This window comes from Phenylobacterium sp. (assembly GCF_036963605.1).
Classification (GTDB): domain Bacteria; phylum Pseudomonadota; class Alphaproteobacteria; order Caulobacterales; family Caulobacteraceae; genus Phenylobacterium.
The window spans coordinates 1-25,902 of sequence record NZ_JBALUY010000017.1 but is presented as its reverse complement, the minus strand read 5'-3'; the positions used below and the strand labels follow the sequence as shown (position 1 = coordinate 25,902).

The 25,902-nt window shown below is 68.2% G+C and carries 22 protein-coding genes and 1 pseudogene; 12 read left to right on the top strand and 11 right to left on the bottom strand.

What is annotated here, in order from left to right:
* Positions 1–91 precede the first annotated feature (91 nt).
* From V7702_RS05040 to V7702_RS05030, 3 genes are read left to right on the top strand one after another with little or no spacing between them, the layout of a single operon-like run.
* Complete coding sequence (locus tag V7702_RS05040) at positions 92–442, top strand: DUF6152 family protein (protein WP_335649048.1); 351 nt, start codon at positions 92–94, stop codon at positions 440–442.
* Between the two features lies 1 nt (position 443).
* The gene (locus V7702_RS05035) at positions 444–938 is read left to right on the top strand and encodes a DUF6644 family protein (protein WP_335649047.1); all 495 of its coding nucleotides are present in this window, start codon (positions 444–446) and stop codon (positions 936–938) included.
* A gap of 11 nt (positions 939–949) precedes the next feature.
* Entirely contained in the window at positions 950–1,570 is a 621-nt protein-coding gene (locus V7702_RS05030) for a beta/gamma crystallin-related protein (protein WP_335649046.1), read from the top strand.
* Between the two features lie 12 nt (positions 1,571–1,582).
* Here the strand turns inward: V7702_RS05030 and V7702_RS05025 are convergent, their stop codons facing one another.
* From V7702_RS05025 to V7702_RS04990, 8 genes are all read right to left on the bottom strand, one after another.
* On the bottom strand, positions 1,583–3,004 hold the full coding sequence (locus tag V7702_RS05025) for an FAD-binding oxidoreductase (protein ID WP_335649045.1): 1,422 nt from the start codon (positions 3,002–3,004) through the stop codon (positions 1,583–1,585).
* 3 nt (positions 3,005–3,007) lie between these two features.
* On the bottom strand, positions 3,008–4,039 hold the full coding sequence (locus tag V7702_RS05020; RefSeq protein ID WP_335649044.1) for a 2-oxoadipate dioxygenase/decarboxylase family protein: 1,032 nt from the start codon (positions 4,037–4,039) through the stop codon (positions 3,008–3,010).
* 150 nt (positions 4,040–4,189) lie between these two features.
* Positions 4,190–4,882: a response regulator gene (locus V7702_RS05015; RefSeq protein ID WP_335649043.1), complete on the bottom strand. Its 693-nt coding sequence runs from the start codon at positions 4,880–4,882 to the stop codon at positions 4,190–4,192.
* Positions 4,879–7,548, bottom strand: coding sequence for a sensor histidine kinase KdpD (locus V7702_RS05010; protein WP_335649042.1), 2,670 nt, complete (start codon positions 7,546–7,548; stop codon positions 4,879–4,881). The genes V7702_RS05015 and V7702_RS05010 overlap by 4 nt, the downstream gene beginning before the upstream one ends.
* The gene (gene kdpC, locus V7702_RS05005) at positions 7,545–8,126 is read right to left on the bottom strand and encodes a potassium-transporting ATPase subunit KdpC (protein WP_335649041.1); all 582 of its coding nucleotides are present in this window, start codon (positions 8,124–8,126) and stop codon (positions 7,545–7,547) included. The genes V7702_RS05010 and kdpC overlap by 4 nt, the downstream gene beginning before the upstream one ends.
* A gap of 68 nt (positions 8,127–8,194) precedes the next feature.
* Entirely contained in the window at positions 8,195–10,264 is a 2,070-nt protein-coding gene (kdpB, locus tag V7702_RS05000) for a potassium-transporting ATPase subunit KdpB (RefSeq protein ID WP_335649040.1), read from the bottom strand.
* 20 nt (positions 10,265–10,284) lie between these two features.
* Positions 10,285–11,994 (bottom strand): potassium-transporting ATPase subunit KdpA, encoded by a 1,710-nt coding sequence (kdpA, locus tag V7702_RS04995; protein ID WP_335649039.1) that lies wholly within the window; start codon positions 11,992–11,994, stop codon positions 10,285–10,287.
* Between the two features lie 13 nt (positions 11,995–12,007).
* Complete coding sequence (locus V7702_RS04990) at positions 12,008–12,139, bottom strand: potassium-transporting ATPase subunit F (protein WP_335649038.1); 132 nt, start codon at positions 12,137–12,139, stop codon at positions 12,008–12,010.
* A gap of 314 nt (positions 12,140–12,453) precedes the next feature.
* On the opposite strand from V7702_RS04990, the gene V7702_RS04985 reads away from it, so the two are divergent.
* From V7702_RS04985 to V7702_RS04970, 4 genes are all read left to right on the top strand, one after another.
* Positions 12,454–13,287 (top strand): Crp/Fnr family transcriptional regulator, encoded by an 834-nt coding sequence (locus V7702_RS04985; RefSeq protein WP_335649037.1) that lies wholly within the window; start codon positions 12,454–12,456, stop codon positions 13,285–13,287.
* A gap of 150 nt (positions 13,288–13,437) precedes the next feature.
* Positions 13,438–16,545: a CheR family methyltransferase gene (locus V7702_RS04980; RefSeq protein ID WP_335649036.1), complete on the top strand. Its 3,108-nt coding sequence runs from the start codon at positions 13,438–13,440 to the stop codon at positions 16,543–16,545.
* Positions 16,546–16,550: 5 nt separating this feature from the next.
* Positions 16,551–16,907 (top strand): response regulator, encoded by a 357-nt coding sequence (locus V7702_RS04975; RefSeq protein WP_335649035.1) that lies wholly within the window; start codon positions 16,551–16,553, stop codon positions 16,905–16,907.
* A gap of 300 nt (positions 16,908–17,207) precedes the next feature.
* On the top strand, positions 17,208–18,599 hold the full coding sequence (locus V7702_RS04970; protein ID WP_335649034.1) for a methyl-accepting chemotaxis protein: 1,392 nt from the start codon (positions 17,208–17,210) through the stop codon (positions 18,597–18,599).
* Between the two features lie 28 nt (positions 18,600–18,627).
* Here the strand turns inward: V7702_RS04970 and V7702_RS04965 are convergent, their stop codons facing one another.
* A complete protein-coding gene (locus tag V7702_RS04965) occupies positions 18,628–19,593 on the bottom strand; it encodes a LysR family transcriptional regulator (protein WP_335649033.1) in 966 nt (321 codons plus the stop codon).
* Between the two features lie 148 nt (positions 19,594–19,741).
* On the opposite strand from V7702_RS04965, the gene V7702_RS04960 reads away from it, so the two are divergent.
* From V7702_RS04960 to leuD, 4 genes are all read left to right on the top strand, one after another.
* Positions 19,742–20,500, top strand: a complete 759-nt coding sequence (locus V7702_RS04960) for a GntR family transcriptional regulator (protein ID WP_335649032.1) — start codon at positions 19,742–19,744, stop codon at positions 20,498–20,500.
* Between the two features lie 94 nt (positions 20,501–20,594).
* Positions 20,595–21,614 (top strand): phosphoglycerate dehydrogenase, encoded by a 1,020-nt coding sequence (locus V7702_RS04955; RefSeq protein WP_335649031.1) that lies wholly within the window; start codon positions 20,595–20,597, stop codon positions 21,612–21,614.
* A complete protein-coding gene (gene leuC / locus V7702_RS04950; protein WP_335649030.1) occupies positions 21,611–23,029 on the top strand; it encodes a 3-isopropylmalate dehydratase large subunit in 1,419 nt (472 codons plus the stop codon). Before V7702_RS04955 ends, leuC begins: the two co-directional genes overlap by 4 nt.
* Positions 23,030–23,032: 3 nt before the next feature.
* On the top strand, positions 23,033–23,638 hold the full coding sequence (leuD, locus tag V7702_RS04945; protein WP_335649029.1) for a 3-isopropylmalate dehydratase small subunit: 606 nt from the start codon (positions 23,033–23,035) through the stop codon (positions 23,636–23,638).
* 174 nt (positions 23,639–23,812) lie between these two features.
* Here leuD and V7702_RS04940 read toward each other — a convergent pair whose 3' ends face one another.
* Positions 23,813–24,121: a DUF4387 domain-containing protein gene (locus V7702_RS04940; protein WP_335649028.1), complete on the bottom strand. Its 309-nt coding sequence runs from the start codon at positions 24,119–24,121 to the stop codon at positions 23,813–23,815.
* On the bottom strand, positions 24,108–25,505 hold the full coding sequence (locus tag V7702_RS04935) for an acyclic terpene utilization AtuA family protein (protein WP_335649027.1): 1,398 nt from the start codon (positions 25,503–25,505) through the stop codon (positions 24,108–24,110). The genes V7702_RS04940 and V7702_RS04935 overlap by 14 nt, the downstream gene beginning before the upstream one ends.
* A gap of 161 nt (positions 25,506–25,666) precedes the next feature.
* On the opposite strand from V7702_RS04935, the pseudogene V7702_RS04930 reads away from it, so the two are divergent.
* Positions 25,667–25,902 (top strand): annotated as a pseudogene (locus V7702_RS04930) (TonB-dependent receptor); the annotation flags it as partial.

Sequence of the window (25,902 nt, the reverse complement as noted above, 5' to 3'; positions counted from 1 at the left end):
CCGCATGGGCTGATGAGAAACTATCGCTTGGTCAGTCTGCGCCGTGGGCGGAAAATTCCATCTCAATGTTCAGTCGAGGTGGGGGTCTTCCATGTGGCGGGGCGTACTGCTTGCTCTTGCGATAAGTCTTGGCGCGCCAAGTATCGCTTCGGCCCATCACGGCTGGGGATCCTATGCGGCCAACCGTAGCATCACCCTCGATGGCGCGGTTCAGTCGACGCGGTGGCGCAACCCCCATGCGGAGATGGCGATCACGGTGGGCGACGAGGTCTGGACCGTCGTTCTGGGCCCTGTGGCCCGGGTCGCGGCGCGAGGCCTGAGCGCCAAGGATCTTCCGGCCGGCGCCAAGGTCAAGATCGTGGGCTACCCCCGGACCGACGGAACCCTCGAGGTTCGCGCCGAGCGCATCATCGTGGCTGGCAAGACCGTCGAGATGCGCTGAGATGGTGCTGATCGAGGCGTTTCAGGCCTTCGCGGTCGCGTTTGAGCAATCGCCCCTGGGTGACGCGGCGCGCAGCGGCGGCGGGCTCTACCCGATCGCCAACCTCGCCCATCTTCTGGGCCTGATCCTGCTGATCGGCGGGATCGGCACGGTCGACCTGAGGTTGCTGGGCTTCGCGCGCGCCCTGCCGCTGGAGCCCTTGTCCCGATTCATGACCCCGCTGGCGGTCGTCGGGCTCGGACTCTTCGTGATCAGTGGCCTTGTGGTGTTTTCAGCCGACGCCGGTCCCCTGGCGCAGAACAATATCTTCCTCTGGAAGATGGCTGGACTCGCCCTTGGCCTCGTCAACGCCCTGGCGTTCAACCTGATGTACAAGAGCCGCCTGGCCGGTTGGGACGCGGCTCCGCCCCTGGCCGGACGCCTCATGGCCGCCTCTTCCCTGCTCATCTGGCTAACGGTGGGCGGGCTCGGCCGCTTCATCGCCTATAGCGCCTAGGTCGAACGCTCATGCTCGCACCACCTTTCGCCCTTGCCTCGGCCTTGACTGGCGTCGGGCTCGCCCTGGTCCTGGCGTCGTCGGCGGCCGCTCAGGAGGATGAGATCACCTTCTTCAGCGCCCCGGACTTTGCGGGCCAGAGTTTCACGACCCGGGAGGATCTCGCCGACACCAGGGCGGCCATCCCGTTTCAACCCCTGAGCGCCAAGGTGACCGGCTATTGGGACATCTGCGGCGCGCCTGAATTCACCAACCCGTGCACGGTGCTAAGACGCGACACGCCGAACTTCGACTATGTGCCCGCGCGCGTTGGGGCGGAGAGCTTCGAGGTCCGCTCGATCTTCGCGACCTATCGCGGGGTCGAGGGCGACGCCGCCGCCGCCGAGCCGCTGCTCGAACTCTACGCCCGCCGCGAATTCATGGGGCTGCGGCTCTCGGTGTCGGAGGCCGCCCCCGAACTCGAAGCGCCGGGCGAAGGCGGCGCGCCCCTGAGCGCCCATGTGACCGGCGCCTGGCAATTGTGCGAAGGCGTCGCCTTCACGGGCCGCTGCGTGGTTCTTGAGGCCGACAGGATCGGGTTTGAGCCCGCCGAGTTGCCGCCGGTCATCCGCTCGGCGCGTCCGGCGCCCTGAGATAAGGCCCTCTCAGCCGAGGGCGGCGAAATCCACGGCGCCGAGCGCACGGTGGGCGAAGGCCTCCTGGACGCGGGCGGCCAGGCCTCGCACGGGCGCTGGCGTGAGGGCCCGATACTGGGCGAGGTTCGCTCGGCCCAGGCCGTGCTCGCCGCTGAAGCTGCCGCCGAACTGCAGGCAGGCGATCTCATAGACCGCCTCGCGAAGCTGGGAGAGCCGGTCGGCGGTGGGCGGCGCTTCGGGATCACAGACCAGGTTGAAGTGAACGCCGCCATCCCCGATGTGGCCAAAGTCGCAGATCTCGAACTCAGGGAAGGCGACAGCCAGGCGGGTGACAGCCGTCCGCCGGAAGGCCGCCAGATCCGAGCGCCGGAAGGCCAGGTCGAAGCCGATGACCGGGCCCTTGGCCCGAAGGCCTTCGGAAATAGCGTGGCGGATCGCCCAGAGCGGTTCAGGCGCGCCGGTCAGGATATCGATCGCGCCGCCGCCATCGTCGGTCTCCAGCCAATCAGCCAGCACTTCCTCCAGATGATTGGTCAGGCTGGCGTCTCCGGGCTTCAGCGATCGGGTCGTGCTCAGCTCCACCAGCACGGCATAGGGGGGCAGGGGACCGGAAAACGGACTGCGCAGGCCCGGGCCATGGGCCAGCGCCGCGCTCAAGGCGGCCCGGGACATGCCCTCAAAGGCCGACAGGAGTTCGCCGCCCTCCCGCTCCATGTGCGACAGAAGGGGAAGGGCCGCCTCCAGATCCTCCAGCAGGACCAGGGCCGCTGCGGTCTGGGCGGGACGGGGATGAACCTCGAACTCCACGGCGGTGATGACGCCGAGCGCGGCGCCGGCCCCGATCACCACCTGGCGCAGGTCGAGCCCGGTATTGTCCTTTCGCAGCCCGCGGCGCAGTTGCACGATGGTCCCGGCCGCGTCGGCCAGGACCATCTCCAGGCCCAGCACCTGCCGGCGCATGTCGCCATAGCGGATGAAGCGGGCGCCGCCGGTGTTGGTCGCCGCCATGCCGCCGACGGTGGGATCGGCGCCCAGGTCAATGGGCAGGAAAAGGCGGTGCGTCTCCAGGACGGCGTTGACGGCCGAGAGCCGGACCCCGGCTCCGGCGCGGACGCTGCGGTTGACGGGATCGACCTCCAGCGGCGACTGCAGCCGTTCCAGGCTGAGCAGCACCTGGCGGCCGCTGGCATCCGCCGTCGAGGCGCCGACCAGCCCCGTATTGGCGCCCTGGACCGCCAAGTCCACCTGGTGGCCCACACACCAGGCGACGATCGCCGCGACACTGGCCGGGGTGCGGGGCCGAACCACCAGTGCGGCGCGGCCGCCCTCATAGCGCGCCGCCTGGTCATAGGCCGCCAAGTCCTCCGGCGCCTCCACCAGGGCGTCGTCGCCCACCAGTCCCGCGAGGTCGGCGGCCAGCTGGACGTTCATGCCTCAGCGATCAGCGCCGGCCGCGGCGGTCATCTTGAAGATGCCCTGGGCGTTGGAACTGTCGAAGGCGAGGTCCAGGCGAGGACGACCTGTCTTCTCGTCGGTCATCTGCATGCGGGTGATGAACTCGTAGAAGGAGCCGGGCGCTGGCCGCGTGACCGTGGTCCCATCGGCGTCCACGAAGTTCCGCATCACCTGGGCGGCGCGGAAGGCGGTCTGCCGCACGCGGCCTGAACCGGAGACTTCGACCGTGTCCTTCATCGGTCGGCCCAGGCCCTTCTGGGTCTCTGCCACGGCCTCGACGTCGTCCACCCGGTCGGTGGCGTGATTGAAGGCGTTCCCTTCGGTGGCGATCCAGGCCATCTCCGCCGACTCCGCCAGCAGGGCCTCGTAGTCAGCCTGGGTCGGGGCGTCGTGCTGACGATCAAAGCAGGCGGCCAGGACGGGCAGCACGGCGGCCGCAGCGGCGAGATCGATCTCGCCCTCGGCCTGGAATGTCGCCAGCACGGCCTTGGCCTCGTCCGAAAGCGGGTCGCGGGACGTGGCCGTGATGGCGCGGGCGGCTTTCACGAAGTCCGGCGAGAACCGGTCGGTGTGCAGTTCACTGACGAAGAACTGGGCGATGTCCTCGGGATAGTCGAGCTGGGCGTAGGAGCGTCCTGTCATCTTCAGGCGCTCGAGGGGATAGAGTCCGTTCTGCTGGTACCCCAGAGGCTTGAGCACCCGCACGATGGCGCCCTCACCGGAGGGGAGCGCGCCCATGCCGCTCATCACGACGGTGCGCACCGCGCCATGGTCATGGAAGATGGTCCGACCGTCCCGCAGGCAGTCCGCTGCATATTCCGCCGCGGCCGGCACCCGAAGCAGCAGGTCGCTGAACAGGACCATGTTGAGAGCCTGGGCCATGACTGCGCGGCTGACCCGCTCGGCAGGCGCCGTCAGGTCCCGATGGACCACCAGAAGCCTGAACATCTCATCGGAGCGGTCGGCGCCCAGCACCGTCTCGACCAGATCTTTCAGCGGCGATGCGCTCATCGGTTCTCTCCCTCATCGTTCAGCGGGAGGCTTGAAGCCGGGGGGGCCAACTGAAAAGCGATATGTTCTCAGGACTCCATGAGGCCCAAGAATGAGCTGCGTCGCAGCCCTGCGGTTCAGGGTCGCCGCCGGCCTTGGACCTGGAAGGCTTTATTCTCCCATCCACCGATAGCCGACGCCGGGCTCGGTCAGGATCAGGCTCGGGGTTGTGGGATCGGGTTCGATCTTCTGGCGCAGCTGGCCGATGAAGACGCGCAGGTACTGGACGTCGGTCTCATGCGCGGGACCCCAGACGGCGGTCAGCAGCTGGCGGTGGGTGACCACCTTGCCGGCGCCTTGAACCAACTGGGCCAGCAGGTCGTATTCCCGGGGCGACAGGCGAACAGCCTCGCCAGCCCGGGTGACCAGACGCTTGACCAGATCGATGGTCAGGTCGCCCGCGACGACCACCGGCTTGGCCCCTTCGCGGGTGGCGGCGTGGCGCAGGGCGACCCGGAGACGGGCCAGCAGTTCGCCCACGCCGAACGGTTTTTCCACATAGTCGTCGGCGCCCAGGTCGAGGGCGTCGATCTTCTCGGTCTCCCGGTCCCGCGCCGACAGGATCAGGATCGGCCCGCTATAGAAGGCCCGCGCCTTGGCCAGCACCTCCTTGCCGTCCAGGTCGGGCAGTCCCAGGTCGAGCACCACGGCGTCGGGCGCCCGCCGCGCCAGTTCACGCAGGCCTGCTTCGGCGGTGTCGGCGCGGACCGGCTCATAGCCGGCCGCATCAAGGGCGGGGCCCAGGAACCGGTGAATCTGCGGCTCGTCGTCGATGACGAGGATGCGGGGACGGGAGCCGCTCACAGGAGTCCTTCCGGCGTGGCCCGCGACTTGGGCAGGCTGATCAGGATACGTGTGCCGCGGCCCTCATCGATCGGCGAGGCCGCGGCGATGCGGCCATCCATCACCTCGATGAAGCCCTTTGAAATGGCCAGGCCCAGGCCCGATCCCTTGCCGCGGTCGCTGGCCTCGTCCAGTCGGCGGAACTTCTCGAACACCCGTTCCAGGTCTGGGGTCGGGATGCCGCGGCCCTCGTCCTCGATGCTGATGACCACATTGCGATGGTCCTCATAGCAGGCGACCTCGATCGTGCTGTCGTCGGGGCTGTAGGCGATGGCGTTCTCCAGGATGTTGACCAGGGCCTGCTCCAGTAGGGTGGGGTCAGCCATGACCAGGGTGACCTTGTCGGGAAAGTCCCACTCGACCTTGCGGCCACCCATCCGGCGCCTCACCCGCTCGACGGCGGCGCGCAGCACGTCGCGGGCGTCGAGCCAGTCGCGCCGGGCCACCAGGGCGCCGCCCTCCAGCCGGGTCATGTCCAGCAGGTCGCCCACATAGCGGCTCAGCCGTTCGGCCTCCTCGCGGATGGACTGCAGGAGATCGTCCCGCACCGCCGCCGACAGGCCCCCGCCGTAGTCGATCAACGTTGTGACGGAGCCTAGAACCGTTGAAAGCGGCGTGCGCAGGTCGTGGCTGACGGAGTTTAGCAGGGCCGCGCGCAGGCGATCGGTGCGGCGCAGGGCCTCGGCGTCGGCGGCCGTGGCGGCGAACTCGGCCCGCTCCAGGGCTACGGCGCCCTGGTCGAGCAGCGCAGCCACGAACCGCTCGCCATCCTCCGTCGCCACGGCGGAAGCGCTGACCGCGGCCACGCCGGCGCGCGCCTTCACCCCCTGGAGGGGCCGGAAGACCCAGGCGAGGTTCGGCATGGTGCCGGTGCCGGCGCCGGCCGGCTCGCCGCGTTCCCAGGCCCAGCGCGCAGCGGCCATGTCGCCGGGGCTCAGGGGCGGCGCGCCGGGGGAGGCGGCGCTGAGTTGAAGGTCATCATCGGTCGGGGTCAGGACCACGGCCTCGCCGCTGGTGGCCGCCGCCAGCTGTTCGGCCAGGGCGGTCGCCGCGCCCTGGGCGTCCGGCGCCGACGACAAGCGGCGGGTGGAGGCCAGCACCGCCGAGATGGCCGAGGCGCGGCGTGACACGAGCCGCGCCTGATCCCGCACGCGGCCGGTCAGCCAGCCGGTCGTCAAGGCGACGGCGAAGAAGACCGCAAAAGTCAGCACGTCGGCGGGATGGCCGATCCAGACCGTCAGCCGCGGCTGGAGGAAGAAGAAGTTGTAGAGAAAGGCCGAGGCCGCCGCCGCGGCGATCGCCGGCCAGAGGCCGTAGGCTAACCCTGCGACCAGGACGCTGAGCATGAACACCATGGCGAGGTTCACGCTCTCCACGTATCGGTCCAGGCCATGGGCGATGGCGAAGCCGATGGCCACCAGGGCCAGGGCGCCGGCCTGCGGCCGCCAGGCGAAGCCAGCCGGTTGGGCCGGGGCGGGGGCCTTGGGGGCAGGCGGTTCGGAACCCTCGGTCACCACGTGCAGGGCCGCGCCCTGGGTGCGGGCCAGCAGCGCCTCGGCCAAGCCTGGCCTGAAGGGGCGCCTCACTTGGCTCTTGCCGATGACGATCTGGGTGACGTTGTTGCGCCGGGCGTAGTCGAGGACGGAGCCCACGATGTCGTCGCCGGTCAGGGTGACGGTGGAGGCGCCCAGCTGTTCAGCCAGCTTGACCGCCTCGCGAAGCCGCTGAGCGGCCTCGGCCGAGATCCCGGCGCGATTGGGCCGCTCCACATGGGCCACGCTCCAGGGCGCGTCCATCATCATGTCGGCCAGCCGCCGGCCGGCGCGGACCAGGGAGCCGGCCATGGGGTTCGGGCCGATCAGCACCAGGATGCGCTCTCCCGCCGCCCAGGGGCCTTCCACGCCCGCCCGCCTCATGGCGCCCATCAGCTGGTCGTCCACCGTCTGGGCTGCCCGGCGCAGGGAGAGCTCCCGAAGGGCGGTCAGGTTCTCGATCTTGAAGAAGCGCTCCGCCGCCAGGCGGGCGGTCTCGGGCACATAGACCTTTCCCTCGCCCATTCGCTCCCGCAGCTCGGCCGGCGTGATGTCGACCAGCTCGATCTCGTCGGCGCGGTCGAGCGCCATGTCCGGAACGGTCTCGCGCTGGCGCACGCCGGTGATCTTCCAGACCACATCCACCAGGCTTTCCAGGTGCTGGATGTTCAGCGTCGTCCAGACGTCGATCCCTGCGGCCAGCAGTTCGTCCACATCCTGCCACCGCTTGGCGTGCCGCGACCCGGGGGCGTTGGAGTGGGCGTACTCATCGACCAGCAGCAGGGCGGGCCGTCGCGCCAGGGCGCCGTCGAGGTCGAACTCCAGAAGCGTCGCCCCGCGGTGTTCCAGGGGCGCCCTGGACAGAACCTCCATGCCTCGCAGCAGGGCCTGGGTCTCCTTGCGCCCGTGGGTATCGACCAGGCCGACCACCACGTCCTGACCTTCGGCCTTCCGGCGGCGTGCGGCGCGCAGCATCTCGTAGGTCTTGCCCACACCCGGCGACATGCCCAGGAACACCTTCAGCAGACCACGCCCCGCCCGCGTGGCCGCGAGCAGGGCGTCAGGATCGGGCCGGCGGGGCGTGTCGGGGGTCATTGCGGCGCAGGTTGCTCCGGCGCGATGGCGGCGTCGAGGGCGAGGTTGGTCCGCAACACATTGACCCTTGGTTGCCCCAGAACGCCGAAGGTGCGGCCTTCGACATGATCGGCGATGACCGCGCGGACCTGTTCGATGTCGGCCCCACGAGCCGCCGCGATGCGCCGCGCCTGCGCCAGGGCGTTGGCCGGTGAGATGTGGGGATCCAGGCCTGAGGCTGAGGCGGTGACCGCGTCGCCGGGGACCTCGGCGCTTCCGGTCGCGGCCCGCCATGCCGCCGCGCGGTCAGAGGTCTCGGCGATCAGCTCGGCGTTCAGCGGTCCCAGGTTCGAGGCGCCGGAGCCTGCGGCGTCATAGCCGACCACCGAGGGCCGGCCCTGCAGGTAGCGGGCCGAGGTGAAGGCCTGACCGACCAGGGCCGAGCCGATCACGCGCCCATCCCTGGTGACAAGGCTGCCGTCAGCCCGGGCCGGAAAGGCGGCCTGGGCGGCGCCGGTGATCGCCAGGGGGTAGGCGAGGCCGAGCAGGAGGGTGAACAGGCCCACCGAAGCGAGGGCCGGGCGGAGCAGGGAGGGCATGGGGTCACTCATGTTCAAGGCTGAGGGAGTCGCGGCAGGAAGGGAGGGCGGAACGCGCGGGCGGTCCATCAGGCGAGCCCCAGGGCCGACAGGGCCACGTCGATCAGCTTGATGCCCACGAAGGGCGCGACGAGCCCGCCCAGGCCGTAAACGGCGAGGTTGCGCGACAGGAGCTTGGCGGCCCCCAGCGCCCGGTAGCGGACGCCGCGGAGGGCCAGCGGGATCAGCAGCACGATGATCAGGGCGTTGAAGATCACCGCCGAGAGGATCGCGCTCTGCGGGCTCGATAGGTCCATGATGTTCAGCGCGCCCAGGGCGGGCAGGGCGGTGACGAACATGGCTGGGATGATGGCGAAATACTTGGCCACGTCGTTGGCGATCGAGAAGGTGGTGAGCGCGCCGCGGGTGATCAGCATCTGTTTGCCGACCTCGACGATCTCGATGACCTTGGTCGGGTCGGAGTCGAGATCGACCATGTTGCCGGCCTCGCGGGCGGCCTGGGCGCCGGTCTGCATCGCGACCCCCACATCGGCCTGGGCCAGGGCCGGGGCGTCATTGGCCCCGTCGCCGCACATGGCCACCAGACGACCCTTAGCCTGTTCGGCGCGGATCAGGCGCAGCTTGTCCTCCGGGGTCGCCTCGGCGAGAAAGTCGTCGACGCCGGCCTCGGAGGCGATGGCCGCGGCGGTGACGGGGTTGTCGCCGGTGATCATCACCGTGCGCAGGCCCATGCGGCGCAGGTCGGCGAACCGGGCCTTCACGCCGGGCTTGACCACATCCTTCAGGTGGATGACGCCGACCAAGACCCCGTCCTCGCTCACCGCCAGGGGCGTGCCGCCGGAGCGGGCGATACGGTCCACCGCAGCGGCGACCTCTGGCGGCATGGCGTCGGCCGACAGGCCCACCGTGCACAGCACCGCATCGACCGCGCCCTTGCGCCAGGCGCGCGCGCCAGCGTTCAGGCCCGACAGGCGGGTGACGGCGGAAAAGGCGATGGGCTCGGCTCCTCGCGGCGCTTCGGCGACCTCGCCCTGGGCGCGGGCCAGTTCGACGATGGAGCGGCCTTCCGGCGTTTCGTCGGCCAGAGAGGCCATCAGCGCCGCCCGCAACGCCTGTTCGGGCCGCACGCCTGGCGCCGGGATCACCTCCGTGGCCATGCGGTTGCCGAAGGTGATGGTGCCGGTCTTGTCCAGCAGCAGGGTGTCGACGTCGCCCACGGCCTCCACCGCCCGGCCTGAGGTGGCCAGCACATTGACCTTCAGCAAACGGTCCATGCCGGCGATGCCCACCGCCGACAGCAGGCCACCGATGGTGGTCGGAATGAGCGTGACGAACAGCGCGCCGAGCACCAGGGGCGAGAGGGCTATGCCCGAATAGGCGCCCAGCCCGACCAGGGTCAGCACGGCGATCAGGAAGACCAGCGTGAGGCCCGCCAGCAGGACGGCCAGGGCGACCTCGTTGGGTGTCTTGCGACGGTCGGCGCCCTCGACCATGGCGATCATCCGGTCGAGGAAGGTCCCGCCGGGCTCCGAGGTGATCCTCACCTTGATCCAGTCAGACACGACAGTGGTGCCGCCGGTGACGGCCGAGCGGTCGCCGCCGCTTTCCCGGATGACCGGCGCGCTTTCGCCGGTGATCGCCGCCTCGTTGACCGAGGCCACGCCCTCGATGATCTCGCCATCGGCGGGGATGACGTCGCCCGCCTCCACCAGCACCACCTGGCCGGCGCCCAGCTCGTGGGCCGGGGTAGGCAGGATGGTCCCGGTCGTCTCGTCGATGATCAGCTTGGCCCGGGTGGTGACCCGGCTGGCCCGCAGGCTGTCGGCGGCGGCCTTGCCGCGGCCCTCGGCGATGCTTTCGGCCAGGTTGGCGAACAGCACGGTGGCCCAGAGCCAGCCCGCCAGCTGGACGGCGAAGGCGCCGGTCTCTCCGCGCCCGATGATCAGGGCGGCCGAGATCGTGGTCAGTCCAGCCACCAGCCAGGTGGCGAAGATGACCGGATTGCCGGTCAGCCGGCGGGGGTCGAGCTTGACGAATGCGTCCTTGGCCGCTCGCCCCAGGACTGGGCCATCGAGGCCCGCGGCGAGGCTGGAGGCCCGGCGGCGATTGTCGCCCAGGGAGGTGTCGGTTGTGCTCATGGGACTGTGCTCCGCGAGACTTAGAGGCCGGCCAGGGCGTCGAGCGCCTGGAAGTGCTCGACGACCGGGCCGAGCGCGAGGGCCGGGAAGAACTGCAGGCCGCCGAGGATCAGGATCACCCCGGTCAGGAGGCCGATGAAAAGGCCGTTGTCGGTGGGCAGGGCGCCGGCCGAGGGGGCGAGCTTGGGCTTGGCCGCCAAGGCGCCGGCGATGGCCAGCATGATGACGATGCCGGGGAAGCGACCCATCAACATGGCCAGGCCGAGCGTCGTGTTCCACCAGGGCGTGTCGGCGGCTAAGCCCGCAAAGGCCGAGCCGTTGTTGGCGCTGGCTGAGGTGTAGGCGTAGAGGATTTCCGACAGACCGTGCGGGCCGGGATTGGCCAGGCTCTCCAGGGCTACGGGCAGGACGGCCGCCGCCGCCGAAAATCCGAGAATGGTGAGCGGCAGGACCAGCACGGCCAGCATGGCGTACTGGACCTCACGAGCCTCGATCTTCTTGCCCATGTATTCGGGCGTGCGGCCGACCATCAGGCCGGCCACGAAGACCGCCAGCAGGGCCATCATCAGCATGAAGCCGACGCCCGTGCCGACCCCGCCAGGCAGGATCTCGCCCAGCTGCATCAGGAACATCTGCACCCCGCCGCCCAGCGGCATGTAGCTCGCATGCATGGAATTGACCGAGCCGTTGGAGGCGCCGGTGGTCATGGCGGCCCAGACGGCCGAGGCCGGGGCGCCGAAGCGCACCTCCTTGCCCTCCATGTTCACCGAGGCCTCGACTCCAGCCGCGATCAGGGCCGGAGGGGCCTGGGTTTCGGTCCAGTACAAGGCGGCCGCGCCCGCTGACAGCAGGACAAGCGCGGCGATGGCGATGGCCCGCAGGTTGCGCCCCGCCAGGGCGGTGCGCCCAAAGGCGAAGAAGGCCGCCCAGCCCAGGACGTTGATCGAGATGGCGGCGATGAAGTTGGCCAGCGGCGTGGGACCTTCCAGCGGATGGGCCGAGTTCACGCCGAACACCCCGCCGCCATTGATGCCGAGCTGCTTGATCGCCAACTGGCTGGCCGTGGCGAACAGCGGAATAGTCTGCTCGCCGCCATCAATCGTGGCCGCGGTGGCCGAGGCCGAAAGCGTCTGCGGCACGCCGAGCGCAGCCAGGAGCAGCGCCACCACAATCGAGATGGGCAGCAACACCCACAGCGTGGTGCGCACCAGATCGGCCCAGAAGTTGCCAAGCCCCGTCTGCCGGTCGGCGGCGAAGGCGCGGGCGAGCGCTGCGGCCACTGTCGCGCCGGTGGCGGCCGACAGGAAGTTCTGCACCGTCAGGCCGGCCATCTGGCTGAGGTGGGTCAGCGTCGTCTCGCCGCTATAGGCCTGCCAGTTGGTGTTGGTGACGAAGCTGACGGCCGTATTGAAGGCGAGCGGTTCGGACAGCGCGCCGAACCCTTGCGGGTTCAGAGGCAGCAGGCCCTGCAGCCGCAGAATGGCGTAGAGCAGGACAAAGCCCGCCGCATTGAAGGCGAGCAGGGCGGCGGCGTAGCCGGTCCAGGTCTGAGATTGGTCGGGGCGCACGCCGAGGGCGGCGTAAAAGCCGCGCTCGACGGGTTGCAGCACCGGATCGAGCCAGGTGCGCTCCCGGTTCCAGACCCTTGAGATGAAGATCCCTACGGGCCAGCCGAGGAGGAACGGCAGCCCCAGAGTCAGGGCGATTTCCGCCCAGCCTTGCCAGTTCATGATGTGGGTTCCGTCAGAAGCGGTCGGGCCGCAGCAGGGCGGCCAGCATGTAGCCGCCGATCACGAGGGCGCCGGCGCCCCAGAGCACGAGCTCGGCCATGTCAGAGCCGCCGAAGCCCGGCGACCAGCGCGCCGAGCAGGCCAAAGGCGCCGAGCGCCAGAGCCAGATAGAGGATGTCGAGCATGTCCCACCGCCATCAGTCTGCGATGGGGCACTTTCGGTCCGAGCCGCATAAGGGCGCGAGACGGCGTTGCGCGCCGCCCCATAAGGGACACGTAAGGGCTGCCGTCGTGGCCTGAGCGGCGGCTGAGGCCGCGGGTAGGGGCCGGCCCGTGGGCGGGCGAAGGCGGCAGGCTCAGAGCCTGCCGGACGGCTTTGACCCCGCCGAGGAGAGATTCTGTTTGCGGGTCCGCTCAGGCGGGCGTGCTGACACCCACGGTCATCTTTGAGTTGCGTAGGTGCGCAACCCGACAGACAGGCGAGCGTTGGTAATTCAAACGCAATCCTCTCGCCCCGCCAGCGAACGGGCAGGTGTCGCCATCCGCGTGGTGGAAATGCGGAAAATCATGGGACAGGGCGTGGCTTTCGACTCCAATGAATTCTTAGGAAGACTTTCAGCGGAGACGCTTGGTCTCCTCACGCCATACCTGATGGAAGTCTCGCTGCATCGTGGGGCTCAGGTCGCCGGGCCTGGCGAGGAATTGGTGTGTGCCTGGTTTCCCACCTCGTCAGTTCTTTCGGTCGTGACAACGATGGAGAGCGGACACGATGTGGAGGCCTGCACAATCGGGCGCGAGAGCGCCTACGGCATCCTGAACGCCCTCGGCTCCTCCATCTCCACCGATCGGGTCGTCGCTCAAATCGCGGGACGCGCGTTCAAGATTCCGGCGTCGCGCCTACGCGCGGCGGCGGCGCTTAGCTTGGGCCTCACCGACCTCATCATCCGCCATGCCCAGGCCAATGCGGCGCAGATTCAGCAGACGGCGGCCTGCAACGCGCTTCACAGCGTCGATGAGCGCCTATGTCGCTGGCTGCTCATGACGCAGGATCGGGTCGGCGGCGACCAACTCCCGCTCACACAGGAATTTCTGGCCCTGATGCTCGGTGTCCAGCGCACGACCGTCAGCCGGGTCGCCAGCGGTCTGCAGGACGCGGGTCTGGTGCGGTATTCTCGGGGGCAAATCCAGGTCATCGATCGCCCCGGTCTCGAAGCTCATGCCTGCGAATGCTACGAATCAGTCCGCCAGAAGTACGACGAATTGCTCAGCGTTCATCCAAAAGGGCGCGGGTGATCCGGGATCGAAGCGCCGAGAAGACGGTTCTTCCCTAAGCTGAAGTCCAGGGTCGGACGAGAAGGAGCGCCAGACCCCCGGCCTGCCTGCCCAGCGCCTGCCGTTTCAGGGCGTTCAAAGTCTTCCTGCCTGTTGTCACTAGGATGGCCCGTGCCAGACCAAAGATCGAAGTTTCTTATTGTCGGCGTCGGCGCTTCGGCAGGCGGAATCGAGGCTCTAGAGGGATTCTTTCAAGGGCTCCCACCGCATCCTGGACTGGCCTTTATCGTAGTCACCCACCTCAGCCCTGACCGCGAGAGTCTGCTTCACGAGATTATCGCGCGCTACACCGATCTCGGCGTCGTGGTGGCCGAGCACGATGTCGAGGTGCAGCCGAACTGCGTCTACGTCCTCCCCGCCGACGCGATCATCACCCTCAAGGATGGCCGGCTTCAGCTGAGCCGCTCGAGCAGCACGCGCCGCGAGCGCAAGCCGATCGACATATTATTCAGCTCGCTGGCGCTGGATCAGGAGGAGTACGCCGCCTCGGTGGTGCTCTCCGGCGGCGACGGCGACGGCACCCTGGGGACCAAGGTCATCAAGGAGCGTGGCGGGCTGACTCTGGCTCAGGTCGCCGACGGTCATGGACCGGCTCACCCTTCCATGCCAGCGAGCGCCATCTCGACAGGCCATGTCGATCTGGCGCTGCCCGCCCTGGAGATGGGCGCCAAGCTCGTCGAATTCGCCCGCCGGCTTGACGGGGGGTTGGGCCGCTGGCGCGATCGCGACGACGGCGACACCCAATCGGCGATTTCGTCCATCATCCGTAACCAGATCGGACATGACTTCGCCGGCTACAAGTCGAAGACCTTCCTCCGCCGGGTGCAACGGCGGATGCACGTGGTGCAGGCCCAGGATCAGAACGCCTATGTCGCGCATCTGAAGAGCGACCCCAAGGAGGTCGCGGCGCTGTTCCGCGACCTCCTGATCAACGTGACGGATTTCTTCCGCGACAAGGAAGCCTTCGACAACCTCAACCGGCTGGTCATTCCGAAGCTGTTCGAAGAGCGCAACCCAGACGAGGCGATTCGGGTCTGGGTGCCGGGCTGTGCGACGGGAGAAGAGGTCTATTCGATCGCCATCCTGCTTCGCGAACACATGGATCGCCTCGGCGTCACGCCCCGGGTCCAGGTGTTCGCCACAGATATCGACGAGTTGGCGCTGGGCGTCGCCCGAGCTGGCCGCTACCCCGAGGCCCTGTTGCAGAGCGTGTCGCCCGAGCGGCGGGAGAGGTTCTTTGTCCAGGAAGGCGGAAGCTATGTCCTGAGCAAGGACATCCGCGACCTGTGTATCTTCTCGCCCCACAGCGTCATTCGCGATCCGCCCTTCTCGCGGGTCCAACTGGTGTCATGCCGAAACCTGCTGATCTATTTCGGACCCGAGATCCAGGACCAGGTTCTGCCGACCTTCAGCTACGCCCTCCGTGGCGGCGGTTATCTCTTCCTGGGCCTTTCGGAGAGCGTGGGGAGGTTTGGCGACCTTTTCGAGCCCGTCGACAAGAAGAGCCGGATTTTCCGCAGTCGGGACGATGTCAGCGTGGCGATCCCGTCCCCGGCGCCGGTCCGCCGACATGCCGAGGGTGGTCTCCCCGAGCATCCACGCCGACACCCGATGGATGCGACGCCTGGTCTGGCCCTGCGGCAGGCGCTCGAATTCCAGATCCTGGAGCGGTTCGCGCCCGCCCACGCGCTGGTGAATCGCGATGGCGACATCGTCCACCTTTCAGCCCGCACAAACCGTTACCTGGAGCTCGCGCCCGGGGCGCCGACTCGACAGCTGCTCACCCTGGCCCGCAAGGGGCTGAGGCTGGAACTGCGGGCCGCATTCCGTGAGGCCGTAGAAACCGATGGCCTGGTTACGCGCAACCCGGTTCCGGTCACGTCGGCCGAGGGACGGGTCCAGATGGTGGCGATCACTGTCGAACCCCTCGTTCAGCGTCGCCATGGATCGCCGCTCTATGTGGTGGTCTTTACCGATGCAGGACCCTCCCTCGACGCCGAGGAGGCGGAGGGACGTACCCCGCCGGGCGAAACCGGGGCGCAGGCCCTGCTTGAGCGAGAATTGCGTGACACCAAGGAGCGCCTGCAATCGTTGATCGAGGAGTATGAGACCGCCCTGGAGGAGCTCCGCTCCTCCAATGAGGAAATGCTGTCGGTCAATGAAGAGCTTCAGTCGAGCAATGAGGAGCTGGAGGCGTCCAAGGAGGAGCAGCAGTCCCTCAACGAGGAGCTGAACACCGTAAATTCAGAGCTCCTGACGAAGATCGAGGCGCTCGATCGCGCCAACGGCGATCTGCAGAATCTGTTCGAGAGCACACAGATTCCCACGGTGTTCCTGGACCGAGATCTTAAAATCCGCAGCTACACGCCTGCGGTCAAGGATCTCTTCAATATCCTTCCGAGTGATCGTGGTCGCCCCCTGACGGATCTCAACAGCCGGCTGTCGCTGCATGGATTTGTCGAAGAAATACGGGCGGTCTTCAACGGCGGGCCGCCTCGGGAGCGAGAGGTGTTTCACCCAGACCTCCACAAGAACTATACGCTGCGCATCGCGCCGTACCGCTCGCTCGAAGGGGTCACTGAGGGAGTCGTCGTGACGTTCATTGACGTCACGCGGCTGACCGAGGCGCAATCTCACCAGCAGACCCTGATCGCCGAGCTCAACCATCGGGTGAAGAACATGCTGATGGTGGCGATCGGGATCGCTCAGCAGACCCATCGCTCGTCGGCGACACCCGAAGCCTTTCTCGAAGCCTTCATCGGCCGTCTCCAGGCGATGTCCCGATCCTACGAGCTGTTGTCGCGGGAAAACTGGACCGAGAGCTCCCTGCAAGATCTCATCTTCACGGAGTTGTCGCCCTTCGGCATGGACCGGGTGCAGCTCGCCGGGCCAGCCGTAAGCCTGAAGCCCAGGCACGCGCTGTCGCTGGGGATGATCCTGCACGAACTGGCCACCAATGCGGCCAAGTATGGCGCGCTCTCAACGCCGGCCGGCAAGCTTGCGATTGAGTGGACCCGATCGGCGGCCGCCGATGGCGATCATCTCACCCTCTGCTGGCGTGAAATCGGAGGCCCGCCAGCCGTCCAGATGAACCGCCAGGGCTTTGGTCTGAAGCTCATCGAACGGGAAACCTCATACAATCTGGGCGGGGAGGCCTCGGTGGACTTCGGCGCCACGGGCGTCAGCGTTCAACTCAGTATCCCCTTGGCCGACAGGTGACCACGATGGGCAGGCGCGCCAAGGTTCTTGTTCTGGAAGATGAGTGGCTGATCGCCGAGCAGATCGGAACCGCCATCACCGGGGCCGGGTACGAGATCGTCGGCCCGGTGGGGCGCGTGCGCCAGGCGATGGATCTGCTGGAGCGAGAGGCCGTGGACCTGGCTGTCCTCGACATCAATGTGCACGAGGATCGGAGCTTCGAGGTCGCGGGCAGGCTCGCGGCGAAGGCGACGCCCTTCGTGTTTCTCAGCGGCTATTCCGACCTTGAGATTCCCTGCGGTTTCAGCGACCGGCCGCTTTTGCAGAAGCCGGTCGATCCGGACAATCTCTGCCGGTTGTTGGGTCGCCTGCTGGGGCGATGACGGGCGCCAAGCCCCGAGGCGCTTCCGGTCTGCAGTCTGGCTCCGATCTCTAGGTATTGATTGCGTTTCGCCCGATCACCGGGCGTTCACCTGGTAGATCTGGCGCTCTGGGCGCTCGCTTCGGCGCGCCCCGGGGGATGTTCCCGGCCCGCGCAAATGCGATCTCTGAGGTCCAGGCCCGTGGCGGCATGTCGCAAGGCCCCGTTCCTTAAGGAGCCATTTACCTCATCGCCCGACTTTCGGCATGGTTGTGCTCGCGCCGGAAAACCACGGGTCCGCGAGTTTGGGAGACCGTGCACAATGTTCAATCGCAAGGCGGAAGCGGCGGCGGCCGCTCATTCGGCTGAGATGGCGGCGGTCCTGGGCGCCATCTCGCGCTCCCAGGCCGTCATCGAGTTCACGCTCGATGGGACGGTTATCAAGGCAAACGACAATTTCACCCAGTTCACCGGCTACGGGCTCGACGAAATCGTCGGGCGTCACCACTCAATGTTTTTGGATCCGGCAGAGCGCGATAGTCCGCAGTATCCTCTGTTCTGGAAACGGTTGAACGCGGGCGAGTTCGTCGCGGCGAAGTTTCGGCGCCTGGTGAAGGGCGGCCGTGAAGTGTTCATCCAGGCCTCCTACAACCCGGTCATCAACGCCGACGGTTCGGTGGTGAAGGTTATCAAGATCGCCACCGACATCACGGCCGAAGAGCAGGCCGCGCACGCTGCGGAGAAGGCGCGCCGTCAGGCTGAAGCTCAGCGGCAACTGGTGGTGAGTGTTCTGGGCTCGGCTCTGGAACGTCTACGCGCGGGGGACCTCACCGGCCGCGTGGATGAAGCCTTCCCGGCCGAATACGAGAAGCTGCGAACGGACTTCAACGCGACGGCCGCGGAGTTGCAGGAAACCCTGGCCCAGGTCAGCGCCGCCGTGGGCGTCATGCGCAGTGGCAGTGACGAGATCAGCCGGGCGGCCGATGACCTCTCGCGGCGCACTGAGCAACAGGCCGCAACCCTGGAGGAGACGGCCGCCGCCCTCGAAGAAATCACGGTCACTGTGCGGCGGACCGCCGAAGGTGCGGGGCAGGCGCGCGAGGTTGTGTCGCAGGCCAAGGCGGATGCGCAGCAGTCGAGCGGGATCGTGCACGACGCCGTCACCGCCATGGGCGGGATCGAGCAGTCTTCCCGCGCGATCGGCCAGATCATCGGGGTGATCGACGAGATCGCCTTCCAGACAAACCTCCTCGCCCTCAATGCCGGCGTTGAAGCCGCCCGCGCCGGCGATGCAGGCAGGGGATTTGCGGTTGTCGCTTCCGAGGTGCGGGCCCTAGCCCAGCGGTCGGCCGGGGCGGCCAAGGAAATCAAGGGGTTGATCTCGGAATCGGAAGCGCAGGTGTCCAAAGGAGTCGCGCTCGTCGGCGCGACCGGCGAGGCGCTGAACCGCATCGCAGGCCAGGTCGCGGCCATCAATGGCGTGGTCAGCGACATCGCCGCGAGCGCGCACGAGCAGGCGACGGGGCTGCATCAGGTCAATACGGCCGTCGGTCAGATGGACCACGTCACACAGCAGAACGCAGCGATGGTCGAGCAGTCGACCGCCGCTAGCCACGGCCTCACTCAGGAGAGCCTGGAGTTGGCCCGGCTGATCGCGCGCTTCCGGCTTGTCGAGTCTTCGGCCCGGCCGCGGAACTTGAAGGCCGTGGCCTGACGCGCGGGAGCCGATCAGTGTCCGCCAACTAGCGGCGGGGGGCGTCTGTTGGGGAGCGGCTGGGGAGCGGCGCCGATGAGTTTGCCGCCGTCGCCGCAGCCTGGGACCAGAAAGCCTCGGCAGCGGGGCTTTGCCGCGCGCGGGGGCGGTACAGGCGGATGCTCATGGGGATGTCCCAGTCGCCGCAGGGCGCGCTGCGCACCAGGCGCCCGGTGTCCAGGTCTTGGCCGGTCAGGCTGAGCGGCAGCCAGGCCATGCCCCGTCCCTCCCGCGCCATGATCAGCAACACCATGGCGAGGTGAGCGGTGAAGACGGGGTTGAGCCACGTCGCCGGCGCCCCGGCGCCCCGCGTGGCCGAGACGATGCGCCCCATGCCGGAGGCGGCGCTGAAGGCCAGGTGCGCGGTGGGCGCCTCAGGCGATCCAGGCAGGGGATGCAGGGGCGCGGCCGGCTCCAGCCCGGCGGGCGCGCTCACGGGCGTCAGCAGATCGGAACCGATGTCCAGGGCGAGGAAGGCGGCCGAGTCCAGTTCCGTCGTCGCCGCCGGGTGATGATGACAGAGGATGAACTGCGCCTTGCCATCGATCATCAGCCGCTCGCAGTCGGCCATGCTGTCGGTGACGAGACTGATGTTCGAGGGCGTGGCCGCCCGCTCCAGCACCTGCAGCCAGGCGGGGAAGAAGGTCAGGGACAGGACGTTCGTGCAGGCGATGCGCAGGCTGCTGGCCGACAGGTCGGCGACCTCACGGACTCGGTCTCGGCCGAAACCGACGCGGCGCACGATCTCCTCGGCGATCGGCAGGAATTCCGCGCCGGCCGCCGTCAGCTCTACGCGGTGGGTGTCGCGGTCGAAGAGCGGCGCCTGCAGCCAGTCCTCCAGCATCCGCACGCGGCGGCTGAAGGCGGGCTGCGAGATGTGGCGGGTCTCGGCGGCGCGCGAGAAGTTCCGCTCACGGGCGAGCGCCAGAAAGTCTTCCAGCCAGGCCAGTTCCATCCGCCGTCTCCTTCGCCGCGCCTGCCGGCTGAGGCCTGTAAGCCTATCACCGACCTCGACACCAGGGTCAGCAGGCGCTGCAATCTCCCTCTAGTGGTGTATCTGGGGCGCTTTCCCCGCCGGGGGAACGGACGAGAGGAAGGCTGGAATGACAGGTGACGGATGGCTGGCGTCGTTCGGAGCGGCGAGTTCCGAACCCTATACCGAGCCTGCGACCTATACCGTCCTGACGCACCTGCGCGAACAGATCGTCCTGGGCCGCCTGCCGCCGGGTAGCAAGCTGCGCGCCGAGGCCCTGGCCACGGAGATGAACGTCTCGCGCACGCCGGTGCGCAGCGCCCTGGCCGTTCTCTCCGCCGAGGGTCTGGTCAGCTATGGGGTCAACCGCGGCTACACCGTCCAGAGCATGAGGCTCAGCGACATCCTCGACGCCATCGAGGTGCGCGCCGGGCTCGAGGGGCTGGGGGCGCGGCTGTCGGTGGAGATGGGCTGGACGCCCGAGGCCCTGGCGGAGATCGAACGGATGGTCGAGCGTGGCCGCGCCATCCTGGTCGAGGGTCGCTGGTCGGAGGCGATCGAGCGGGACTGGTACGCCATCAACCGCCTGTTCCACCGGGCGATCCAGCTGGCGCCGCAGAACGCCGTCCTGCGCAACGCCATCCGCATGACCCTCCTCTATCCGCTGTTCGGGGACCCCGCCCGGCTCTGCCCGACGGTGGCCGACCATGTGCCGCTGCGCCTGCGCGAAGTGCCCGATACCCCGCCGGACTTCATCCTGGATTCGCAGAGCGACCACGAAGCCATCCTCGAAGCCATCAGGCGCGCTGACAGCGCCGCCGCCGGCGCCCTGATGAGCGAGCACGTCCTGCGCACCAAGCGGCGCCTGCACAGCATCGCCACACGCTGACCCCTCGCGGTCGCGCATAAGCTTATGCGCAAGCGGCCTTGGCCTGCGAGGCTTGGCCTGCGGTACCGCACCCTCGGTTCACGGGAGGTGCAGAATGACGCTCAGCAAGCGGCGGGTCGTGGTGACCCAGCGGTTTTTCGACGAGGCCGCTCTCGCCTATCTGGAGCAGGCCGGCTGCGAGGTGGTGATCGCCGACTTGCCTCAGGGCCAGGCCGATGGCGGTCTCGACCACGACAGTCTGGCGGCGCTGCTGACCGGCGCTCAGGGCTGGATCGTCGGCCATGCCAAGGTCACGCGCTTCCTGCTCATGGCCCTGCCGCACCTGGCGGTGATCGCGCGCCGGGGAGTCGGTTATGAGCGGGTGGACCTCGAGGCGGCCAACGAGCTGGGGCGGGTGGTGACCATTGCGGCCGGCGGCAATGACGCATCGGTCGCCGACCAGGCTATCGGCATGATGATCGCTCTGGGGCGCCGCTTTCGGGAGGCCCAGGCGCAGATGAACGCCGGCTCGTGGTCGATCCTGATGGGGACAGACCTCTATCGAAAGACCGTCGGCGTTATCGGCCTGGGTCGGATCGGGCGCAGCGTGGTTCAGCGTCTCAGCGGCTTCGAGGCCGAAGTTCTCGTGGCCACATCGCGGCCCGATCCCGAGTACGCCGCCCGGACGGGCGTTCGCTACGTGGATGTCGAGACCCTGCTGGCGCAGAGCGACTATGTCACCCTTCACGCACCGCTCAGTCCGGCGACCCGGCACACGATCGACGCAACGGCCATCGATCGGATGCGGCCCGGCGCCTTCCTGATCAACACGGCCCGCGGCGGCCTCGTCTCGGATCGTGATCTGCTGGCCGCCCTTGAGGCGGGACGTCTGGGCGGCGCCGGCCTCGACGTGTTCGAGAGCGAGAGCGACCCGGCTCTTCAGCCCGTCACCGACGCCCTGATCGCCCGGGCCGATGTCATCGCAGCGCCCCACGCCGGCGCCTCCACCCGCGAAGGCCTGGGCCGCACCAACATGGTCGCCGCCCGCTGCGTGGTCGCCGTGCTCGATGGTCAGGATCCGCCGGCCCAATGCGTCGTCGCCGACGGGCGCAGGCCCGCGGGTGGGCGCGCATGAGCCCGCCGCGCAGCCTCTATGACAAGCTGGTGGACGACCACACGGTGGCTCGCCTGGACGAGGACGGCGCCACGGTGCTGCTCTATGTCGATCGCAGCGTCCTCAACGAATATACCAGCCCTCAGGCCTTCACCGGACTTCGCGACGCCGAGCGGAAGGTGTGGCGGCCCGAACGTCTGCTGGGGGTGGTCGATCACGTCAACGGCACGGCCCCCGTCCGCACCGACCGGATGCCAGATGCCGGCGGAGCAGGGCAGGTGGCCTATTTCGGCCGCAACTGCCGCGACTTCGGCATCGAGCTGTTCGACATCCTGCACCCCAATCAGGGGATCGAGCACGTGGTCGCTCCCGAGCTCGGCCTGATCCTGCCGGGCATGGTGGTGGCCGCCGGCGACAGTCACACCACCACCTATGGCGCTTTCGGCGCCCTCGGCTTCGGCATCGGCACGTCTGACATCGAGCACATGCTGGCCACCGCCACCGTGGTCTATCGCCGGCTCAAGCCCATGAAGGTGGAGGTCACCGGCCGCCTCCCGGTGGGCGTCACCGCCAAGGACGTGGTGATGGCCCTGATCAGCCGCATCGGGGCCGACGGCGCCACCGGCTGCGCCATCGAATTCTGTGGCGACACCATAGAGGCGCTCAGCGTCGAGGGCCGCATGACCCTTTGCAACATGGCTGTGGAATGCGGCGCCCGCGGCGCCCTTGTGGCGCCGGACGACAAGGTGATCGCCTACCTTTCCGGGCTGCCGAGGGCGCCAAAGGGGGCGATGTGGGACGCCGCCGTGGCCTCGTGGAGGGGACTGAAGGCCGATCCAGGCGCCGTCTATGTCCGCCACGGGGTGCTGCGGGCCGAAGAGATCGAGCCCATGGTCACCTGGGGCACCAGCCCCGACCAGGCCGCCTCGGTCCTGGGGCGCATTCCCGATCCTGCGGCCGAGGCCACCCCGTCGCGACGGCGCGATGCGGCCCGTGCGCTGGACTATATGGGCCTTCAGCCCGGCGCGGCCTTGGAGAGCGTGCGAATTGACCGGGCCTTCATAGGCTCGTGCACCAATGCGCGGATCGAAGATCTGCGCGACGCCGCAGCCGTGCTGCGAGGAAGGCGGGTGGCGCCGGGCGTGCGGGCCATGGTGGTGCCCGGCTCCACGAGCGTCCGCCGTCAGGCGGAGGCCGAGGGCCTCGACCTGATCTTTCAGGCGGCTGGCTTCGAGTGGCGGCAGTCGGGCTGCTCCATGTGCCTGGCCATGAACGACGATGTGCTGGCGCCGGGCGAGCGGTGCGCCTCGAGCACCAATCGCAATTTCGAGGGCCGACAGGGCGTCGGCGGACGCACCCATCTGATGAGTCCGGCCATGGTGGCCGCCGCAGCCGTCTGCGGCCGCCTGGCCGACGTGCGCCGACTGGGGAGCTAGGGCATGGAGCCGTTCAAGCGGGTCGAGGGGGTCGCCGCCCCCCTGCCGGCCGCCAATATCGATACCGACGTCATCATGCCTAAGCAGTTCCTCAAGGGCATAGATCGCGCAGGCCTGGCCCGGGGCGCCTTCCACGACCTCCGTTTCGATGAGGCGGGCGCGCCGCGACAGGACTTCATCCTCAACCAGGCGGCTTGGCGTGAGACCCGCTTCCTGGTCACCGGTCCGAACTTCGGATGCGGCTCCAGCCGCGAGCACGCGGTCTGGGGGCTTTCGCAGCTCGGAATCCGCGCGCTGATCGGGACCAGTTTCGCAGGCATCCTCTTCGACAACTGCGCCCGCAACGGCCTGCTGGCCATCACCCTGCCGCCCGAGGAGGTCGAGGCTCTGCTGGCCTTGGTGTCGCAGCCGAAGACCAACCGGCTCACTGTCGACCTGGAGACGCAGACCATCGAAGGCGCGGCCGGCGTCTGGGGGTTCGAGATAGATCCGTCGCGCCGACACGCCCTGTTGAATGGCCTCGATGCTGTGGGCGTGGCCCTGGCCCGCGCAGACGAGATCAAGGCCTTCGAAACCGCGCATCTGAAGCGCCATCCCTGGCTGGCCTGAGACGCCGGCGGGCGGCGGAAGGCGACTTCCGGCCTTCAGGGCCGGGGTGAGAAAAGAAGACGGCGGCTGACGCGTGCGTCTGGCCGCCGTCTCAAGCCGTCGGGGGGAAGGACGCCGCTCCCGACGGCGAGGGCCGCGCATCCCAGGAAAGACGCGCGGCCTCCGTCGCTCCGATCAGTCGAGCTCCACTTCCAGCAGGCGGACATATTGCTGGCCCCGGTGCATGTCGCGCTCGACCATGCCGCCCTGGGGCTCTGTCCGGGCGTAGGAGATCTTGACCATGTTCAGGCTCGCCACCGGATAGCGCTGAACGAAGGCTGGATCGGCCCCGAACAGGCGCTCGAACAGCTGCGGACCCAGGGCCGGAGCCTCGCCATATTTCGCGAAGCTTTCCGGTCCGTCGAAGAACAGGTCGAAGGTCACCCAGAAGGGGCCCGCATTCTTGGAGCGGACATGGTGGCAGACGTCCCTAACGGTCGACATAGGTGGTCCTTTCGTCAGCCAGGTCGATCCATTGTGTGCGGACGAGCTCCAGCGGGTCATCGGTCTCCACGACGTGGTTGAGCTTGAACTCGTAGATCGGTCCGCGCTCGACCTCGGCCGGCGTGAAGGCGAAGCCGTAGCTGGGCAGTTCCTTGTCGCGCAGCAGGGGGAAGTGGAAGAAGTAGGCGTTGCAGGTGTTGGCGATCTGGGTCGCCATGGCCTGGGTTTCGGCGGTGGCGATGAACAGTACGCCCACCTCCCGCGGCGCCGGCGTGCCCGGTGGCGGCTTGTCGCCCGAGACGGCGTTCCAGCCGTAGAGTCGCAGCGAGATGTGGAAGTCGCCGGCGGCCTCGCCGATCGTGCGGTGCGTGCGCTGATAGAGGGCGTGCAGAAGCTTGTCGTGGAATTCGTCCAGGCGCGACAGCACCTCGGGGTCCTGGATGCCGATCAGCATGATGGTCTGGAACCGCCCGGCGGCGGCGCCTTCCAGCTTCATGGTGTAGGGCTGAGGCTCCCAGCGGGACCCGGTCACGCGCACGGTGCGATCGTTCACCGGCGTATAGGTCGAGTCCGTGACGTCGAGGACGCCTCCAGGTTCGGTAAGCCGGAAGGGGTTGCTGTTCTCATAGAGCATGTGAGCCGAGACGCTGTGGGGGCTGCACCGGTTGGAGGTGCTCAGAGGCTCGACCTCGAATCCGTCGGCGCCGATGGAGATCAGCACGCCCGCGCCTTCACCGGTGTTGACCGTGCACTGGGCGCCGCACTCGGCGACCTTGGCCGCATGCCAGGACGCCGCCGTATGGGCGCCGCGCCAGAGGGCGAACGAGCCGATGACCGCGGTGTCGGTGGTCCGGCCTCCCAGGATCAGGTCGGCGCCCGATCGCAGGGCGGCGATATAGGGCTCAGCGCCCATCGCGGCCACGATATGGTCGCAGGCCTCGATGGTGGCGTCGTCCAGAGGCCCAAGGGGCGGTAGGGGGCGGATCTTGCCCGCTGCGTTCTTCGCCTTCAGAACGGCCTTGTCCTGCTCGGAATAGAGCAGGGCGATCTTCGGTTTCAGGCCGAGTTCGCCGGCGATCTCCAGGGCGATGTCTCGAGTCCAGTCGAGGTTGCGATCGCCGCCGGCCTGACCGCAGGTGCCGACGATCACCGGGATGCCGGCCTCGGCTCCGGCCTTCATCAGCAGCGCCAAGTCCCGCTTCACAGAGCCCCGGTCGTTCTTGGACTTTCCGAGCGCCAGATAGGCCGCGCCGCTGTCGGTGGAGCCGGCGTCGGTGGCGATAGCCTGGGCCCCCTGTGCAAGCCCGTATTGCAGCTCCTCCTCGCGGACGCCCGCGCCCAGCGAGCCCACCGGGACCAATATCTTGATTGGGCCGTCTTCCATCCCAAACCCCTCTTTGACCGTTTCCATTCGCGCCGAGCCTTAACGGGATCGGCTTCATTGCGTCAACAAATTGGATCCAAAATGTTGACGTACTGCGTTCAACCCCAGTAAGCACCCTGGCAAAGCTGCACGCCAGCGAGAACAAGACGGGGAGTTGAAACGTGAGAGATCATCGAGGCCTTTGGGCGGGCGGCGCGGCCGCGGCAGCTCTGCTCAGCGGGCAGGTCGCCCTTGCCCAGGACGCCCAGGTCAGCACCCTGGAGGAGGTGGTCGTCACCGCCCAGCGGCGCGCGCAGAGCCTGCAGGACGTCCCGGTCACCGTCACCGCCTTCGGCGCCGAGCAGGTGGAGGAGGCGCGCATTCGCGAGGTCCAGGACGTCGCGACGCTCACGCCCGG

What these genes read in the sequence shown, in the direction of transcription:
- V7702_RS04965 (WP_335649033.1), bottom strand. Translation starts at nt 19,593, where the DNA reads ATGGAACTGGCCTGGCTGGAAGACTTTCTGGCGCTCGCCCGTGAGCGG.
- V7702_RS05030 (WP_335649046.1), top strand. Translation starts at nt 950, where the DNA reads ATGCTCGCACCACCTTTCGCCCTTGCCTCGGCCTTGACTGGCGTCGGG.
- V7702_RS05040 (WP_335649048.1), top strand. Translation starts at nt 92, where the DNA reads ATGTGGCGGGGCGTACTGCTTGCTCTTGCGATAAGTCTTGGCGCGCCA.
- kdpC (WP_335649041.1), bottom strand. Translation starts at nt 8,126, where the DNA reads ATGCCCTCCCTGCTCCGCCCGGCCCTCGCTTCGGTGGGCCTGTTCACC.
- V7702_RS05025 (WP_335649045.1), bottom strand. Translation starts at nt 3,004, where the DNA reads ATGAACGTCCAGCTGGCCGCCGACCTCGCGGGACTGGTGGGCGACGAC.
- V7702_RS05020 (WP_335649044.1), bottom strand. Translation starts at nt 4,039, where the DNA reads ATGAGCGCATCGCCGCTGAAAGATCTGGTCGAGACGGTGCTGGGCGCC.
- V7702_RS04935 (WP_335649027.1), bottom strand. Translation starts at nt 25,505, where the DNA reads ATGGAAGACGGCCCAATCAAGATATTGGTCCCGGTGGGCTCGCTGGGC.
- V7702_RS04955 (WP_335649031.1), top strand. Translation starts at nt 20,595, where the DNA reads ATGACGCTCAGCAAGCGGCGGGTCGTGGTGACCCAGCGGTTTTTCGAC.
- V7702_RS05010 (WP_335649042.1), bottom strand. Translation starts at nt 7,548, where the DNA reads ATGACCCCCGACACGCCCCGCCGGCCCGATCCTGACGCCCTGCTCGCG.
- V7702_RS05035 (WP_335649047.1), top strand. Translation starts at nt 444, where the DNA reads ATGGTGCTGATCGAGGCGTTTCAGGCCTTCGCGGTCGCGTTTGAGCAA.
- V7702_RS04940 (WP_335649028.1), bottom strand. Translation starts at nt 24,121, where the DNA reads ATGTCGACCGTTAGGGACGTCTGCCACCATGTCCGCTCCAAGAATGCG.
- kdpA (WP_335649039.1), bottom strand. Translation starts at nt 11,994, where the DNA reads ATGAACTGGCAAGGCTGGGCGGAAATCGCCCTGACTCTGGGGCTGCCG.
- leuD (WP_335649029.1), top strand. Translation starts at nt 23,033, where the DNA reads ATGGAGCCGTTCAAGCGGGTCGAGGGGGTCGCCGCCCCCCTGCCGGCC.
- V7702_RS04960 (WP_335649032.1), top strand. Translation starts at nt 19,742, where the DNA reads ATGACAGGTGACGGATGGCTGGCGTCGTTCGGAGCGGCGAGTTCCGAA.
- V7702_RS04975 (WP_335649035.1), top strand. Translation starts at nt 16,551, where the DNA reads ATGGGCAGGCGCGCCAAGGTTCTTGTTCTGGAAGATGAGTGGCTGATC.
- leuC (WP_335649030.1), top strand. Translation starts at nt 21,611, where the DNA reads ATGAGCCCGCCGCGCAGCCTCTATGACAAGCTGGTGGACGACCACACG.
- kdpB (WP_335649040.1), bottom strand. Translation starts at nt 10,264, where the DNA reads ATGAGCACAACCGACACCTCCCTGGGCGACAATCGCCGCCGGGCCTCC.
- V7702_RS04970 (WP_335649034.1), top strand. Translation starts at nt 17,208, where the DNA reads ATGTTCAATCGCAAGGCGGAAGCGGCGGCGGCCGCTCATTCGGCTGAG.